We start from the raw sequence: 14,769 nt of genomic DNA, 5'->3' as shown, positions 1-14,769 counted from the left end.
CCTTTTCTTCGTTCCGTCCGCAAGATAGGATCGGCAAGATTGACGTCAATCTTGATGGTATTGATCAATGTGGCTGAGCACCGAGGAGGCGCTGCGGCGGCTGGGCGTCAAGCCGCAGACGCTCTACGCCAATGTCAGCCGGGGCCGGATCAACGCGCGGCCCGACCCCGCCGATCCACGGCGCAGCCTCTATGACGGCGCCGACGTCGACCGCATGGCCCGCCGCCCGTCCGGCCGGCGGCGCGCCGACGCGGTCGCGGCCGGCGCCATCGACTGGGGCGACCCGGTGCTGCCGTCGGCGGTCTCGACCGTCGAGGGCGGCCGGCTGTTCTATCGCGGCCGCGACGCGGTGGAGCTGAGCCGCACGGCGACGCTGGAGCAGGTCGCCGACCTGCTGTGGGGCGGCTATGCCCTGGCCGCGGTTCCGGCCGCCGCCTGTGCCGGCGATACGCCCATCGCCTCGGCCCTGCTGGCGCTGGCCGGGCGGGTGGCGACCGATCCGCCGAGCCTCTACCGCTCGCCCCAGGCGCTGCGCGAGGACGCGGCGCAGGTGCTGGCGACGCTCGCCGATGCGCTGCTGGGGCCGGGGCCCGGCGAACTGCACCAGCGGCTCGCGGCCGCCCTCGGCCGGCCCGGCGCCGCCGACGATCTGCGCTGCGCGCTGGTGCTGCTGGCCGACCACGAGCTCAATGCCTCGACCTTTGCCGCCCGCGTCGCGGTGTCGACCGGCGCGCCGCTGGCGGCCGGGGCGCTGGCGGGGCTCGCGAGCCTGCTCGGTCCGCGGCACGGCCTCGCCTCCACCGCCGTCGCCGTGCTGGCCGAGGAGTTCGACGGCCCGCCGGCCGACCCGGCGCAGCGGCTGCGCGACTGGCTGGGGGAGGGCAGGGTGGTGCCCGGCTTCGGCCACCGGCTCTATCCGCGCGGCGACGCCCGCGCCGCGGCGCTGCTGCAGCGGGTGCGGCTGCCGCCGGCCTTCGCCGCCCTCGCCGAGGCGGCGGGGATCGTGGTGGCCGAGCCGCCCAATATCGACTTCGCCCTGGTGGCGCTGGCCGCGGCGCACCACTTGCCGGTATCGGCGCCCACCACCATCTTCGCGCTGGCCCGCGCCGTCGGCTGGCTGGCGCATATGCTCGAACAGGCCCAGAATGGGGTGTTGATCCGTCCGCGGGCGCGCTATACGGGCATCCGGCCGCCGCTGCGGTGAGTGTGCCCGATGCGGCACAGTCCGACCGCCTCGCCGGACGGGCAGGTTGACTTGTCTCACCACCGTGAGACCCTATTTAACAAGCAGAATCAGGCTGGCGGCCTCGTCGAGGCGTCGAACTGATTGCTGTTTGGGCGCGCATCCCTCCCATCTTCCTCCTGCGCGCCCCGGAAAGGAAAACATATGTCGGACGTCCCCTCCCACGGCGCCGAATTCGATCGCGACCGGGTCTATCCGGTCCTGCCGCTCAGAGACATCGTGGTCTTCCCCGGAATGATCGTGCCGCTTTTCGTCGGCCGGGAAAAGTCCGTGAAAGCCCTCGAAGAGGTCATGCGCGACGACAAGCACATTCTCGTCGTAACCCAGAAGAACGCTCAGGATGACGACCCGAAGCCGGGCGACATCTTCCCCACCGGCACCATCGCCTCGGTGCTGCAATTGCTGAAGCTGCCGGACGGCACCGTGAAGGTGCTGGTCGAGGGGCTCAACCGCGCCACCATCGACCATTACCTGCAGACCGACGAATATTTCGAGGCCGAGGCCACCAAGCTGCTCGAGCCCGAAGGCGATGCCGTCGAGATCGAGGCGCTGGCCCGCTCGGCGCAGACCGAGTTCGAGAACTACGTCAAGCTCAACAAGAAGATCTCGGCCGAAGTGGTCAATGCCGTCAGCCAGATCGACAATCCGAGCAAGCTGGCCGACACCATCGCCAGCCATCTGGTCATCAAGATCACCGAGAAGGAAGACCTGCTGGGCACCGTGTCGGTGGCCGAGCGGCTGCAGAAGATCCTCGGCCTGATGGAGGGCGAGATCGGCGTGCTGCAGGTGGAAAAGCGCATCCGCAGCCGCGTCAAGCGGCAGATGGAGAAGACGCAGCGCGAGTACTACCTCAACGAGCAGATGAAGGCGATCCAGCGCGAGCTGGGCGACGGCGAGGAGGGCTCCAACGAGCTCACCGAGCTCGAGGAGCGCATCAAGAAGACCAAGCTCAGCAAGGAAGCGCGGACCAAGGCCGAGGGCGAGCTCAAGAAGCTCAAGACCATGAGCCCGATGTCGGCGGAAGCCACGGTCGTGCGCAACTACCTCGACTGGCTGCTGTCGCTGCCCTGGGGCAAGAAGTCCAAGATCAAGCGCGACCTGAACTACGCCCAGGAGGTGCTCGACGCCGATCACTATGGCCTCGAAAAGGTCAAGGAGCGGATCGTCGAATACCTGGCGGTGCAGTCGCGCACCGGCAAGCTCAAGGGTCCGATCCTCTGCCTCGTCGGCCCGCCGGGCGTCGGCAAGACCTCGCTGGGCAAGTCGATCGCCAAGGCGACCGGCCGCGAATTCATCCGCATGTCGCTGGGCGGCGTGCGCGACGAGGCCGAAATCCGCGGCCACCGGCGGACCTATATCGGCTCGATGCCCGGCAAGGTCATCCAGTCGATGCGCAAGGCCGGCAAGTCCAACCCGCTGTTCCTGCTCGACGAGATCGACAAGATGGGCATGGACTTCCGCGGCGATCCGTCCTCGGCGCTGCTCGAAGTGCTCGACCCGGAGCAGAACGCGACGTTCAACGACCATTACCTCGAGGTCGACTACGACCTGTCCGACGTGATGTTCGTGACCACGTCGAACACGCTCAACATCCCCGGCCCGCTGATGGACCGCATGGAGATCATCCGCCTCTCCGGCTACACCGAGGAGGAGAAGTTCGAGATCGCCCGGCGGCACCTGATCCCCGAGACCCTCAAGGAAAACGGGCTCGAGGCGAAGGAATTCGTGCTGAGCGACGAGATGCTGACCAAGGTCGTGCGCGACTACACGCGCGAGGCCGGCGTCCGCAACCTCAAGCGCGAGATTTCCAAGCTGATGCGCAAGGCCGTGCGCGCCATCCTGCAGGCCAAGAGCAAGAAGGTGGAGATCACCCCCGAACTGCTCGAGGAGTATCTCGGCCCGCCCTATTATCGCAACGAGAAGGCCGATGCCGAGCCGCAGGTGGGACTGGTGACCGGCCTCGCCTGGACCTCGGTGGGCGGCGAGACGCTGACCATCGAAGCCATCATGACGCACGGCAAGGGCCGCATGACGGTGACGGGCAACCTCAAGGACGTGATGAAGGAATCGATCTCGGCGGCGAACGGCTATGTCCGCTCGCGGGCGGTGGATTTCGGCATCAAGCCGCCGCTGTTCGACAGCCGCGACATCCACGTGCACGTGCCGGAAGGGGCGACCCCCAAGGACGGACCGTCGGCCGGCATCGCCATGGCCACGGCGATCGTTTCGGTGATGACCGGCATTCCGGTGCGCCACGACGTCGCCATGACCGGCGAGGTGACGCTGCGCGGCCGCGTGCTGCCCATCGGGGGCCTCAAGGAGAAGCTGCTGGCGGCGCTGCGGTTCGGCGTCAAGAAGGTGCTGATCCCGATCGACAATGTGCGCGATCTCAAGGAGATCCCCGAGATCGTCACCAAGGGGATGGAGATTGTCCCGGTGAGCCGGATGGACGAGGTGCTGTCGCACGCGCTGATCCGGCAGCCCGAGCCGATCGAGTGGCGCTACGACGAGGAGGCCAAGCCGGCGGCGCCGGTGGTGGCCGATCTGTCGATCGACGGCGACGAGGCCGGAACGATCGCGCACTGACGCTCGGTGCGGCACAAGACATGGAACGGCGCCCGCGGGCGCCGTTCTGCTTTTTGCGGGTCAGCGGTTGTCGAACTCGCTGCGCACCAGCTCGAGGCCGCGCCGCGTGATGCGGTACGGCCCGCCGCCCTGCGACGCCACGGTGCGGCGGCGCTTGAGCTTCCTGAACAGCGCCATGTCGACGATGGGCAGCAGGAAGCCGTCGCGGTTGATACAGGTGATCCGCTCGATGCGGCCGCGGCCGTCCTTGCGCGGCTCGAGCACGCCACCCTGCGCCAGCACGTGCAGCACGCGCTGTTCTTCTCTCGAAATATCCATTGGTGTGAAGACCTGGGACGGGGCCATGCCCCGATTGCGCCAGGCAGCCGTCCGCATCGCGCTGGACGGCGCCTCGTTCCCATCAGCTCCGCCGGACGTTCGACGGAGCCCTAGCAGGTCTCCACAGGGCTGGTCATGTGCAGGCTCCGGGGCAGCCGCGCGAGGGGCGCGACCGCCGATCGGCATCTGCATAGCGCCGGCGCGGGCGCCGCGTCAAATCTACTTCTTGGGCGGAATGTCGGCGGGCGCCTGCGGGCCGGGATCGCCGGGCAGCGACTTGATGTACATGTAGAGCGAACGGCTCTCGAGCTCGTTGAACTCGTGCACGTTGAACCAGGGCATCGGCGGGCCGACGGTGAAGGTCTTGGCGAAGTTGACCCAGTCGTCCTCGCTCATGTTGGCGACGGTGAGCCGGAGGTTCTTGGCGAAGTTGGTGCCCCACGGCCCGTCGTAGCCGACGGGGTTGCCCTTCAGCGCCTTGTCGGGGTCGATCTGGCCGTTGCTCTCGGCATAACCGACGGTGTGGCAATCGTGGCATCCGCCGATGATCGAGACGTGCTTGCCGAAATCGACGGACGGCGAGTCCGCCGCCAGGGCCGCAGACGACAAGCTCGCCGCGGCGACGAGTACAGCCAGTCGAAACATGATTTTTCCCCTCTACTTCAGGCGCTTAGCGCCCGCATCACAGGCTACGCCCGTTCCTCGCCAACAAACAAGTGTCGTGGCGGTTGAAATCGTCGGCGGGGACGTGCAAACCAGAGGGAGTTCTCCGCCTGCGGCGAGTTGCGTCTTGAACAAACCTCCCTCCGATTGCACGACCAAAGAAGACGTGCGCGCCGAGCTCGATCGCATCGACCAGGCGCTGCTGAGCCTGTTCGCCGAGCGCCACGGCTATGTGACGCGCATGGCCGAGATCAAGACCGATCCGCACGAGGCGCACGACCCGGTGCGGATCAAGGCCATCCTCGACAAGCAGCGCAAGCGCGCCGAGGAGCTGGGGCTCGACGAGGACCAGGCCGAGCTGATCTGGAAGACATTGATCGACTGGAACGTGAACTACGAAAAGGGCATTATCGTCGCCCGACGCGGCGCGAAATCCTGATGTCCCTCAACACGCTCATTCGTGGAGCCTTGCCCAGCGAGATCGACACGCTCGCCGACATCGCGTTCATCGCCTGGGAGCGTGACCTGCTGCCCTTCCTCAACGGCGCGGCGGCCTCGCGCAGCGCCGAAAAGATCCGGCTGGAGGCGGCGGTGCGCGACGGCCTCGACCGCGTCATCGTCGCCGAGGTCAACGGCGTGTCGGTGGGCTGGTGCCAGCGCATGCGCGGCCGCGCCTACATCCCGTTCCTGTTCGTGACGCCGCTGCTGCAGAACCACGGCGTCGGCTCGGCGCTGCTGAGGCGCATGGAATCGATGCTGGAGCTCGAAGGGCACGAGCGCATCCAGCTCGACACGCTGGCCGACAATGTGCGGGCGGTGAATTTCTACCAGCACCAAGGCTACCAGATCCTGGCGCTGAAGAGCGAGGGCCAGCCCGGCCGCGAGACGCAGATGAGCGTGCGGCTGGAAAAGCGCCTCGACCCCTGGCACGGGCCCATCGACGACATCGGCTGACCAGATGTCCGCGATCGTGCTCCGCCCGGCGCGCGCCGACGAGGCCGAACTGCTGGGCGAGATCGGTTTTGCATCCTGGGCGGCCAGCGCCTTCGGCCGGAACGATGCCGGACGAACCGACCGGGCGGCGCTGCGGCGGGAGTTCTGCAGCTTCGCGGCGGAGGCGCCGGACACGGTCCTCGTGGCCGAAATGGCGGGCGAGATCGCCGGCTGGGGCGCGCGCGAACATCGCAACCAGGAAATTTCCGACCTCTGGATCGGCCCCGCCTGGCAGGGGCGGGGGATCGGCGCGGCGCTGCTGACCCGGCTCGTCGCCGATATTCGCACGCAAGGCTTCGCCATGGCGGAGCTCGAGACCCTCGCGGCCAACCGCCAGGCCGTCCGGTTTTACGAACGGCACGGCTTTGCCACCGTCTGGCACCGCGAGAAGTTTTCTCCGGCGCTCGGCTATGCCATAGACAAGGTCGGAATGAACAAGAGCCTCGTCCTTTGAGCATCATCGATACGCGTACCCCCAACCCCAAGAGCTTCATCAAGGGCCAGAGCGGCGACTGGGAGGTCATCATCGGCATGGAGGTGCATGCCCAGGTGACCTCCGAGAGCAAGCTGTTCTCGGGCAGCTCGACCGAGTTCGGCCGGCCGGCCAATTCCAATGTCAGTTTCGTCGACGCGGCGATGCCGGGCATGCTGCCGGTGATCAACGAGGAGTGCGTCAAGCAGGCGGTGCGCACCGGGCTCGGACTCAAGGCCGCGATCAACACGCGCTCGATCTTCGACCGCAAGAACTACTTCTATCCGGACCTGCCGCAGGGCTACCAGATTTCCCAGTACAAGGACCCCATCGTCGGCGAGGGCAAGGTGCTGCTCGACATGGGCGAGGGCGCCCCGATCCAGATCGGCATCGAGCGGCTGCATCTCGAGCAGGACGCCGGCAAGTCGATCCACGACCAGCATCCGAACATGAGCTTCGTCGACCTCAACCGCTCGGGCGTGGCGCTGATGGAGATCGTCTCGAAGCCGGATCTGCGCTCGGCCGACGAGGCCAAGGCGTATCTGAGCAAGCTCCGGACCATCCTGCGCTATCTCGGCACCTGCGACGGCAATATGGAACAGGGTTCCATGCGGGCCGACGTGAACGTTTCGGTCAGGCGCCCGGGCGGCGCGTTCGGCACGCGCTGCGAGATCAAGAACGTCAATTCGATCCGCTTCGCCGGCCAGGCCATCGAGTTCGAGGCGCGCCGCCAGATCGACATTCTGGAAGATGGCGGCAGCATCGACCAGGAGACGCGGCTGTTCGACCCCAAGAACGGCGAGACGCGCTCGATGCGCTCCAAGGAGGAGGCGCACGATTATCGCTATTTCCCCGATCCCGACCTGCTGCCGCTGGAGTTCGACCAGGCGTTCATCGACGCGCTGGCGCAGCACCTGCCGGAGCTGCCGGACGAAAAGCAGGCGCGTTTCGTCAAGGAGTATGGCGTGACGCCGTACGACGCGATGGTGCTGACGCTGGAGCGCGAGACGGCGGACTACTACGAGAGCGCGGTCCGGCACGGTAGCGGCAAGCGCGACGGCAAGGCGGTAGCCAACCTTGTGACCGGCGACATCGCCGCCTATGCCAACAGCCAGGGGCTGAGCGCCTTCGAGACGCACATCAAGCCGGCGCAGATCGCCGGCATCGTCGACCTCGTGGCGGCCGGCACCATCTCGTCCAAGGGCGCCAAGGACCTGCTGCAGGTGATCATCGCCGAGGAGCCCGAGGGCGACCCGGCCGAGATCGTCGAGCGGCGCGGCATGAAGCAGGTGACCGATCTCGGCGCCATCGAGAAGGTGGTGGACGAAATTATCGCCGCCAACCCCGACCAGGTCGCCAAGGTGCAGGCCAAGCCGACCATGATCGGCTGGTTCGTCGGCCAGGCGATGAAGGCCTCGGGCGGCAAGGCCAACCCGCAGGCGCTGAACGAGATCTTGAAGAAGAAGCTGGGGCTCGAGTGACGGCCAAGGGCTACTGGGTGGTGCATCTCGATTCAGTGCACACCCTGTGGGCAAGCCGGTGCCAGGGCTGGCGCCAAGGGACGGCATCCGACACGATTTGGCCATTGCTTTGATTGTTCATGATGCCAATTCGCCAGGTCGATCTCCGGCGATGAGCAACTCTACAGAATTGCCGGCGAGCAGGCGCGCCGCAATGCAGAGACCTATCTGCGCGAACTCTATCGCCTCGATCTGAGGATCACGTCGTTCGACGCGACTACACCTGATCGTTTGTGGTCGGCGCCAAGGTTCGCATGGGCAGAGATTGCAAGCCACGATTTCGGGCCGATCGCGTTGGAGATTGCCGTCTGGATCGGCGATGAGCTCGAGGCGCTGGCGGTCTGCACCGGTCACGGTCCTCAGGTAATTGTGCGACATGTCGAAGGACGGCCGGACAGCCATCCTCAACTCAAGGGGCAGCGACTTTGGGTCGTTCTGGAGGTTGCGGCGAACTTCGCGACCTCGCTTGGTAAGCGCGAAATCTGGTGGCACCCCGAAAGAGAGGAGTTCTTAAGGTATTGCGTCGAAACAATCGGAGCTGAGCAACGCGGCAGGCAATGCATGCTGAGGCTGGTGGAATGACATCAAACGCCGAAGATTTGTCCCGTCTCAAGCCGATGCGTGGTTTCTTTGCGATGCTGACGCCGCAGCAGCAGGCGCAGATTCTTGCCTATCGCGGATCGGACGCCGTGGCAGCCATGCCTGCGGCCGCAGAAGCACCCACCCGCTCGCCGGAAAGCAAGTCTTCCACGATCCGCTGACCCTTATTCGTGCGTGATGCCCGGGTCGGGTGTCACGTCGGGGAAGGGCTTGCGCTCGGGCGGGGTTTCATCGGGGCGGACGCCGGGGCGGGGCAGGTTGTCGATCTTGCCGGGCGGTGCGGCGCCGGGCGGGAACTGCGGCACCGGGCCTTCATCGGGGTTGGACGGCGCGGGGTGCGGGTCGGCGTTGCGGGCCATGGCGGGTCCTCCTTCCCGGGCCAAACGGTCCGGGGGGCGAGACGTTCCGGCTCAGGCCGCGGCCGGCCTCCGGCGTTTCACCAGCCTTCCGTCGATGAAGACGAGGCCGAGGAAGATCACCAGGATGCCGGCGACGTGCACGGGCAGGAAGCTTTCGTGCAGCACCAGCACGCCCAACAGGATCGCCGAGATCGGGGTGATGAAGGTGTTGAGCGACAAGTTGGTGGCGCCGACCTTGGGCAGCAGCCAGTAGACCAGAAGGAAGCTGAAGCTGGTCGAGAACACGCCGATGCCGATGAGCGCGCCCCAGGTCTCCGCCCGGGTGATCACCGGCGCGCCGGAGACCAGCAGCGCCACCGGGATCATGATCAGCGCGGCGGCGGTGAGCGAGCTCGAGGCGACGACGGTGGGGTCGATGGCCTTGAAGCGGCGGGCGTAGTTGAGCGTCAGCGCGTAGCAGAGCGTGGCGCCGAGCGCCGCGGCATAGGCCAGCACCTGGCCCGAGGCGCCATTGCCGAACGAGGGCGAGGCCAGCAGCACCGCGCCGGCGAGGCCGACGAGGACGCCCACGATCTTGTTCCAGGTCGCCTTCTCGCCGCCCGGCCAGAGCTGGCTGACGATCACGGTGGTCATCGGCGTCATGCCGTTGATCACCCCGACGATGCCGCTCGCCAGGTGCTCCTCGGACCAGGGGAAGAGCGCGAAGGGGATGGCGTAGTTGATGATGCCGAGGACCACGAGCTGCGCATAGATGCGCCAGTCGGTCGGCGCCGGCCGCCGCAGAGCGAAAAAGAAGGCCCAGCAGATCAGGGCGCCGATGCTCACGCGCCCGGCCGACACCCACAGCGGCGAGATCTCGCGAATAAGGATGGCGTTGAACAGGAACGAGCAGCCCCAGACGGCGCCCAGTGCAATGATGAGCGCCCAGTAGCGGATCGGCATGGTGGTCTCCGTTTGCGCGCAATCTAGGAGCGGGCCGGAGTCGGGTCGAACCGTTTTTGACGATGAGTCCGATCAAATCCGGTGATGCGGTTCAGGGGAAGCGCAGCACCATCAGATGTTCGTCGAAATCGCGCCCGTTGACGCGCAGGGCGTGCGGCTCGGTGCCGTAGCGCACGAAGCCGAGATGCTCGTAGAGGGCGACGGCGGCCGCGTTGCCGGCGGTGACGGCGAGGTGCACCTGCTCGACGCGGGTGCGGGCATGCGCCAGCGCGTATTCGACCACGCGGCGGCCGAGCCCGGCGCCGCGCGCCTCGGGCGCGACATAGACGCCCCAGAGGTCGCCGCGGTGGCGGGTTTTCTCGCGCTCGAGCGGCCGGAAGCCGGCGACGGCGACGAGCTGCCCGCCGGCGAAGGCACCGGCGACATAGACGGTGGCCAGGCGCTCGGCGAAGGTTTCGACCGGCGCGGCGGCTTCGGTGGCGACGTCGGAGCCGAAGGCCTCGGGCGATTCCGCGAGGCCGGCGAGGCGCAGCGCGCGATAGGCGGCGGCATCGGCGGCGCCAAGCCGGCGGAGGACGATATCGGTCACCAGCGGAGGCTCCTCAGAAAGTCGAGCAGGGTGGCGTTGAACGCGCCCGGCCGCTGCAGCGGGGCGAAATGGCTGACGCCGGGCAGCAGCAGGAAGCGGGCGCCGGGGATGGTGTCGGCGATGTACTGCAGGTGCTCGCGCCGGATGAACTCGTCGCCCTCGCCGAGCACCGCCCAGACCGGAACGGCGATCGAGGCGAGGTCGGCGGCGGTGTAGCTGGGCTGCGCCTTCTGCATGATGCCGAGATCGTCGCGCATCGGCTCGAACGCATCGGGCGTCGGCGACATCGCCGCGTAGTCCTTGACGTGCTGGCTGTAGATGCGGCCGATGCGGTCGGTGAAGACGAAGGGCAGGGTGCCGCCGGCATCGACGTTGCAGGCGAAGAAATAGACGCCGGCGGAGCGCTCGGGCGTCTCCCGCGCGAGGACGAGGGCGGTGTCGGCGCCGTCGCTCCAGCCGATGAAGGCGGCGCGGGCGATGCCGAGGTGATCCATGACGGCGCGGGTGTCGGCCGCCATCAGCTCGTAGCTGTAGGGCCGGTCGTCGCGGGTGGAGTGGCCCTGGCCGCGGCTGTCGAGGACGATCGCGCGGTAGCCCGCGGCGACCAGCGCCGGCACCTGGTGACCCCAATTGCCGGCATTGCCGAGGCCGCCATGCAAGAGGATCACCGGCGGGCCGCTGCCGAATGCCGCGTACCAGATGCGGGCGCCCTCGGCATCGACGAGTCCGCTGTCGGTGGCGGCCGGCAGAGGTGGAATGCCGTGGGTCTCGAGGTAAGTGAGGGCGTCGTCGGTGAAGGGCATCGCGGTTTCCGTGCGCAGTCTGCCTTTAGTCGATCCGCCGCCGCAAGGATCGACAAGTCAGAGCGCGATCTCGCCCCGCGCCACCAGGGCCAGGGCCTTGGGATAGAGCTTGTGTTCCTCCACCAGGACGCGGGCGGCGAGGGTGTCGGCGGTGTCGCCGGGCAGGACCGGCACGCTGGCCTGGAGGATGGTCGGGCCCTCGTCCATGCCCGGGGTGACGAAATGCACGGTGCAGCCATGGGTCGTGCTGCCGTCGGCCAGCGCCTGCGCGTGCGTGTGGAGGCCCTTGTGCCGGGGCAGCAGCGAGGGGTGGATGTTGATCAGCCGGCCGGCCCAGCGGGTGCAGAACGCTGGTGACAAGAGCCGCATGAAGCCGGCGAGGCAGACGATCTCGGTTTGCCAGCCGGCGAGGACCTCGTCCATCGCCGCCTCGAAGGCGGGCTTGTCGACATAATCGCGATGCGGGCGCGCCGCCGTCGGGATGCCCTGCGCGGCGGCAGTGGCGAGGCCCGGCGCGTCGGCGACGTTGGAGAAGACGCCGACGATCTCGGCGGGGTAGGCGGGGGCGCGGGCAGCCTCGATCAGGGCGGCCATGTTGGAGCCGCGGCCGGAAATGAGGATGGCGACGCGCTTTCTGGCCGTCACAGGGCGAGCTTGCCGGCGAAGGTGACCGGCTCGCCGGTGCGCTCGGTGACGCTGCCGATGATCGCCGCCTTTTCGCCCTGCTCGGTGAGGTGGGCGACGAGGTGGTCGGCCTCGGACGCGGCGATGGCGGCGACCATGCCGACACCGCAGTTGAAGGTGCGCAGCATCTCGCGCTCGCTCATGCCGCCGACGCGGGCGAGCCAGCCGAAGACTTTCGGCACGCTGACGGCGTCGAGGTTCACATGGGCCGCGACGGTGTCGGGCAGCACGCGCGGGATGTTGTCGATGAAGCCGCCGCCGGTGATGTGGGCCAGCGCCTTGATGCCGATGCCGGCCTTGAGGGCGCTGAGGATCGGCTTGACGTAGATGCGCGTGGGGGTGAGCAGGGCGCCCGACAGCGTGCGGTGCGGATCGAACGGGGCCGGCAGATACCAGTCGATGCCGGAGACTTCGACGATGCGGCGCACCAGCGAAAAGCCGTTGGAGTGGACGCCGGAGGAGGCGAGGGCCACCAGCGCGTCGCCGGCCTGCACGTCGGGCCGCGGCAGCAGCGTGCCGCGTTCGGCGGCGCCGACCGAGAAGCCGGCGAGGTCGTAGTCCTTGTCGTGGTACATGCCCGGCATCTCGGCGGTCTCGCCGCCGATCAGGGCGCAGCCGGCGATGCGGCAGCCCTCGGCGATGCCTTCGACGATGGCCCTGCCGGTGTCGACATCGAGCCGCCCGGTGGCGAAATAGTCGAGGAAGAACAGCGGTTCGGCGCCCTGCACGACGATGTCGTTGACGCACATGGCGACGAGGTCGATGCCGATGGTGGAGTGGTTGCCGGTGTCGATGGCGATCTTGAGCTTGGTGCCGACGCCGTCATTGGCGGCTACCAGCACCGGATCGATGAAACCGGCCGCCTTGAGGTCGAACAGGCCGCCGAAGCCGCCGATCTCGGCGTCGGCGCCGGGTCGCCGGGTGGAGCGGACCGCCGGCTTGATGGCCTCCACAAGGGCATTTCCGGCGTCGATGTCGACGCCCGCGTGCTTGTAGGAAAGCCCGTTTGATGGCAGGTTCGAGGCGTCGGACATGGGCGCTGATGCCGGCTCTTGGGAGGGCGAAATCTGTTCGCGCTGATAGCCGCTCAACCCGCGGGACGCAAGGGCACGACCAGTCGATGACACTCAGAACTCAGGTCTTCGTGTGGGTCGGCTTCACCGTCGTCGTGATCCTGCTGATCTGGCTGTTCCGGCCGATCCTGCTGCCGTTCGTGATCGGCATCGCGCTCGCCTACATCCTCAATCCGGCGGTGGTGCTGGTCGAGCGGACCGGCATCAACCGTGCCTGGTCGGCGGCGATCGTGCTGCTCGGCGTGCTGGCGGTGATCATCGGCGCGCTGCTGGTGATCACCCCGCTGATCGCCAGCCAGTTCGGCGGGCTGATCTCGCTGCTGCCCGGATATGTGAGCGATCTCAACAACCTCGTGCGTTCGCTGGCGCCGCAGCTCAACGAATGGCTGGGCCCGGAACGGGCGGCGCAATTGCAGGCGCAGCTGACGCAACTGATCGGCTCGGGCGTCGAATTCCTCGGCTCGATGACGGCGCAGGTGGCCCAGAGCGGGCTCACCGTGCTCAACACCATCGCCGTGCTGATCCTGACCCCGGTGGTGGCGTTCTACCTGCTGCTCGACTGGAGCGGCATGGTGAAGGGGATCGACGACCTGCTGCCGCGCGAGCATCGCCGCGAAATCCGCCAGGTGCTCGACCAGATCGACCGCTCCATCGCCGGCGTGTTCCGCGGCCAGGGCTCGGTGATCCTCGTGCTGTGCATCTACTACGCCACGGCGCTGACGCTGACGGGGCTCAATTTCGGCCTGGTGATCGGGCTGATGACCGGCCTGTTCAGCTTCATCCCGTTCTTCGGGTTCCTGACCGGGTTCGCGCTGTCGATGGGCATCGCGCTGGTGCAGTTCGCGCCGAACTGGTGGTTCGTGATCATCGTGTTCGTAGTCTACATCATCGGCCAGTTCCTCGAAGGCAACGTGCTCTATCCGCGGCTGGTGGGGCAGAGCATCAACATCAACCCGGTATGGCTGATGTTCGCGCTGTTCGCCTTCGGCTTCCTGTTCGGGTTCCTCGGCCTGGTGCTGGCGGTGCCGCTGTCGGCGATCACCGCCACGCTCGCGCGCTATGCGATCCGCCGCTACAAGGACAGCGCCCTCTATCGCGGCGAGCGGCCGGTGAAGTCGACGGCCGAGCCGGAGCTGGCGCTGACCGCGCCGGCGCCCGAGCCGGCGACCCCGGCCAGGACGCCGCCACGACGGGCGCCGCGCCGCAAATGAGCCCCGACCGCAGCGGCGGACAACTGCCCTTCGACTATGGGCACGAGCCGTCGCATCTCGAGGACGATTTCATCGAGGGCGACGGCAACCGGCTGGCGCTGGCGCATATCCGCGCCTTCCCGCGCTGGCCGCACCCGCTGACGCTGCTCGAGGGCCCGCCGAAGGCGGGGAAGTCGCATCTGGGCCGCATCTGGCAGGAGCGCGCCGGGGCGATGCCGGCCACGCCGCAGAGCGCCGAGGTGCTGGCGCACGCCGCCGGCCGGCAGCCGCTGCTGGTGGAGGACGTCGATCGCGCCGGCTACGCCGAGGCGGCGCTGTTCCACCTGCTCAACCAGTCGATGCGCGACGGCCGGCCGGTGCTGATGACCAGCCGCGCGCCGATTGCCAACTGGCCGTTCGCGACCGATGATCTCAAGTCACGGGCCCGACTCGCCCAGCATTTCACCCTCGCGCTCAGCGATGACATTCAATTGTCACAGATGTTCGTGAAGTTGTTCGGCGACCGGCAGGTGGCGGTGGATCCCAAGGTCGTCGCCTATCTGGTCCGGCGCATGGAACGCTCGCCCGAGGAGGCGGTGGCCCTGACCGACCTGCTCGACCGCATGGCGCTGGCGCAGGGCACTGCCATTACCCGCCGCATCGCTGCCGCCGCGCTGGCCGAGCGCGGTGTCGCGCAGCTCGAACTCGACCTGGAAGGCGACGACGATGAATGA

The 14,769-nt window shown here is 67.6% G+C and carries 18 protein-coding genes; 10 read left to right on the top strand and 8 right to left on the bottom strand.

Annotation, left to right across the window (positions count from 1 at the left end; all coding sequences use genetic code 11):
* The first annotated feature begins 67 nt into the window (after positions 1–67).
* Both BGO82_RS09745 and lon read left to right on the top strand, forming a co-directional pair.
* On the top strand, positions 68–1,204 hold the full coding sequence (locus BGO82_RS09745; RefSeq protein WP_291305359.1) for a citrate/2-methylcitrate synthase: 1,137 nt from the start codon (positions 68–70) through the stop codon (positions 1,202–1,204).
* Positions 1,205–1,387: 183 nt separating this feature from the next.
* A complete protein-coding gene (gene lon / locus BGO82_RS09740; RefSeq protein WP_291305358.1) occupies positions 1,388–3,829 on the top strand; it encodes an endopeptidase La in 2,442 nt (813 codons plus the stop codon).
* Between the two features lie 60 nt (positions 3,830–3,889).
* Here lon and BGO82_RS09735 read toward each other — a convergent pair whose 3' ends face one another.
* Together BGO82_RS09735 and BGO82_RS09730 are read right to left on the bottom strand one after the other, a co-directional pair.
* Entirely contained in the window at positions 3,890–4,147 is a 258-nt protein-coding gene (locus tag BGO82_RS09735) for a YjhX family toxin (RefSeq protein ID WP_291305357.1), read from the bottom strand.
* 219 nt (positions 4,148–4,366) lie between these two features.
* Positions 4,367–4,792, bottom strand: a complete 426-nt coding sequence (locus BGO82_RS09730) for a hypothetical protein (protein WP_291305356.1) — start codon at positions 4,790–4,792, stop codon at positions 4,367–4,369.
* Positions 4,793–4,937: 145 nt separating this feature from the next.
* Here BGO82_RS09730 and BGO82_RS09725 point away from each other — a divergent pair, with 145 nt between their 5' ends.
* From BGO82_RS09725 to BGO82_RS09700, 6 genes are all read left to right on the top strand, one after another.
* Positions 4,938–5,249, top strand: coding sequence for a chorismate mutase (locus BGO82_RS09725; RefSeq protein ID WP_291305355.1), 312 nt, complete (start codon positions 4,938–4,940; stop codon positions 5,247–5,249).
* On the top strand, positions 5,249–5,764 hold the full coding sequence (locus BGO82_RS09720) for a GNAT family N-acetyltransferase (protein ID WP_291305354.1): 516 nt from the start codon (positions 5,249–5,251) through the stop codon (positions 5,762–5,764). The genes BGO82_RS09725 and BGO82_RS09720 overlap by 1 nt, the downstream gene beginning before the upstream one ends.
* A 4-nt stretch (positions 5,765–5,768) precedes the next feature.
* Positions 5,769–6,257 carry a GNAT family N-acetyltransferase gene (locus BGO82_RS09715; RefSeq protein WP_291305353.1) on the top strand — a complete coding sequence of 163 codons (489 nt, stop codon included), beginning with the start codon at positions 5,769–5,771 and terminating at the stop codon, positions 6,255–6,257.
* Entirely contained in the window at positions 6,254–7,756 is a 1,503-nt protein-coding gene (gene gatB / locus BGO82_RS09710; protein ID WP_291305352.1) for an Asp-tRNA(Asn)/Glu-tRNA(Gln) amidotransferase subunit GatB, read from the top strand. Before BGO82_RS09715 ends, gatB begins: the two co-directional genes overlap by 4 nt.
* Before the next feature lie 333 nt (positions 7,757–8,089).
* The gene (locus tag BGO82_RS09705) at positions 8,090–8,377 is read left to right on the top strand and encodes a hypothetical protein (protein ID WP_291305351.1); all 288 of its coding nucleotides are present in this window, start codon (positions 8,090–8,092) and stop codon (positions 8,375–8,377) included.
* Positions 8,374–8,556, top strand: coding sequence for a hypothetical protein (locus BGO82_RS09700; RefSeq protein WP_291305350.1), 183 nt, complete (start codon positions 8,374–8,376; stop codon positions 8,554–8,556). Before BGO82_RS09705 ends, BGO82_RS09700 begins: the two co-directional genes overlap by 4 nt.
* A gap of 3 nt (positions 8,557–8,559) precedes the next feature.
* On the opposite strand, the gene BGO82_RS09695 is transcribed toward BGO82_RS09700, so the two are convergent.
* The 6 genes from BGO82_RS09695 to purM form a co-directional block, all read right to left on the bottom strand.
* Positions 8,560–8,754: a hypothetical protein gene (locus BGO82_RS09695; protein WP_291305349.1), complete on the bottom strand. Its 195-nt coding sequence runs from the start codon at positions 8,752–8,754 to the stop codon at positions 8,560–8,562.
* A gap of 51 nt (positions 8,755–8,805) precedes the next feature.
* On the bottom strand, positions 8,806–9,696 hold the full coding sequence (locus BGO82_RS09690; protein WP_291305348.1) for a DMT family transporter: 891 nt from the start codon (positions 9,694–9,696) through the stop codon (positions 8,806–8,808).
* Between the two features lie 91 nt (positions 9,697–9,787).
* The gene (locus BGO82_RS09685; RefSeq protein WP_291305347.1) at positions 9,788–10,285 is read right to left on the bottom strand and encodes a GNAT family N-acetyltransferase; all 498 of its coding nucleotides are present in this window, start codon (positions 10,283–10,285) and stop codon (positions 9,788–9,790) included.
* Positions 10,282–11,088: an alpha/beta hydrolase gene (locus BGO82_RS09680; protein WP_291305346.1), complete on the bottom strand. Its 807-nt coding sequence runs from the start codon at positions 11,086–11,088 to the stop codon at positions 10,282–10,284. The genes BGO82_RS09685 and BGO82_RS09680 overlap by 4 nt, the downstream gene beginning before the upstream one ends.
* Positions 11,089–11,145: 57 nt before the next feature.
* Positions 11,146–11,733, bottom strand: a complete 588-nt coding sequence (purN, locus tag BGO82_RS09675) for a phosphoribosylglycinamide formyltransferase (protein WP_291305345.1) — start codon at positions 11,731–11,733, stop codon at positions 11,146–11,148.
* The gene (gene purM, locus BGO82_RS09670; protein ID WP_291305344.1) at positions 11,730–12,806 is read right to left on the bottom strand and encodes a phosphoribosylformylglycinamidine cyclo-ligase; all 1,077 of its coding nucleotides are present in this window, start codon (positions 12,804–12,806) and stop codon (positions 11,730–11,732) included. Before purM ends, purN begins: the two co-directional genes overlap by 4 nt.
* An 86-nt stretch (positions 12,807–12,892) precedes the next feature.
* Here purM and BGO82_RS09665 point away from each other — a divergent pair, with 86 nt between their 5' ends.
* Positions 12,893–14,056 (top strand): AI-2E family transporter, encoded by a 1,164-nt coding sequence (locus BGO82_RS09665; RefSeq protein WP_291305343.1) that lies wholly within the window; start codon positions 12,893–12,895, stop codon positions 14,054–14,056.
* Positions 14,053–14,769 carry a hypothetical protein gene (locus BGO82_RS09660; protein ID WP_291305342.1) on the top strand — a complete coding sequence of 239 codons (717 nt, stop codon included), beginning with the start codon at positions 14,053–14,055 and terminating at the stop codon, positions 14,767–14,769. The genes BGO82_RS09665 and BGO82_RS09660 overlap by 4 nt, the downstream gene beginning before the upstream one ends.

It is taken from the genome of Devosia sp. 67-54 (genome assembly GCF_001899075.1).
Lineage (GTDB): Bacteria > Pseudomonadota > Alphaproteobacteria > Rhizobiales > Devosiaceae > Devosia_A.
The sequence above is the reverse complement of the archived record's forward strand: the minus strand, read 5'-3'. Positions and strand labels throughout refer to the sequence as shown.

What these genes read in the sequence shown, in the direction of transcription:
- BGO82_RS09665 (WP_291305343.1), top strand. Translation starts at nt 12,893, where the DNA reads ATGACACTCAGAACTCAGGTCTTCGTGTGGGTCGGCTTCACCGTCGTC.
- BGO82_RS09680 (WP_291305346.1), bottom strand. Translation starts at nt 11,088, where the DNA reads ATGCCCTTCACCGACGACGCCCTCACTTACCTCGAGACCCACGGCATT.
- BGO82_RS09745 (WP_291305359.1), top strand. Translation starts at nt 68, where the DNA reads ATGTGGCTGAGCACCGAGGAGGCGCTGCGGCGGCTGGGCGTCAAGCCG.
- BGO82_RS09700 (WP_291305350.1), top strand. Translation starts at nt 8,374, where the DNA reads ATGACATCAAACGCCGAAGATTTGTCCCGTCTCAAGCCGATGCGTGGT.
- BGO82_RS09690 (WP_291305348.1), bottom strand. Translation starts at nt 9,696, where the DNA reads ATGCCGATCCGCTACTGGGCGCTCATCATTGCACTGGGCGCCGTCTGG.
- BGO82_RS09720 (WP_291305354.1), top strand. Translation starts at nt 5,249, where the DNA reads ATGTCCCTCAACACGCTCATTCGTGGAGCCTTGCCCAGCGAGATCGAC.
- lon (WP_291305358.1), top strand. Translation starts at nt 1,388, where the DNA reads ATGTCGGACGTCCCCTCCCACGGCGCCGAATTCGATCGCGACCGGGTC.
- purM (WP_291305344.1), bottom strand. Translation starts at nt 12,806, where the DNA reads ATGTCCGACGCCTCGAACCTGCCATCAAACGGGCTTTCCTACAAGCAC.
- BGO82_RS09730 (WP_291305356.1), bottom strand. Translation starts at nt 4,792, where the DNA reads ATGTTTCGACTGGCTGTACTCGTCGCCGCGGCGAGCTTGTCGTCTGCG.
- BGO82_RS09695 (WP_291305349.1), bottom strand. Translation starts at nt 8,754, where the DNA reads ATGGCCCGCAACGCCGACCCGCACCCCGCGCCGTCCAACCCCGATGAA.
- BGO82_RS09715 (WP_291305353.1), top strand. Translation starts at nt 5,769, where the DNA reads ATGTCCGCGATCGTGCTCCGCCCGGCGCGCGCCGACGAGGCCGAACTG.
- BGO82_RS09660 (WP_291305342.1), top strand. Translation starts at nt 14,053, where the DNA reads ATGAGCCCCGACCGCAGCGGCGGACAACTGCCCTTCGACTATGGGCAC.
- BGO82_RS09735 (WP_291305357.1), bottom strand. Translation starts at nt 4,147, where the DNA reads ATGGATATTTCGAGAGAAGAACAGCGCGTGCTGCACGTGCTGGCGCAG.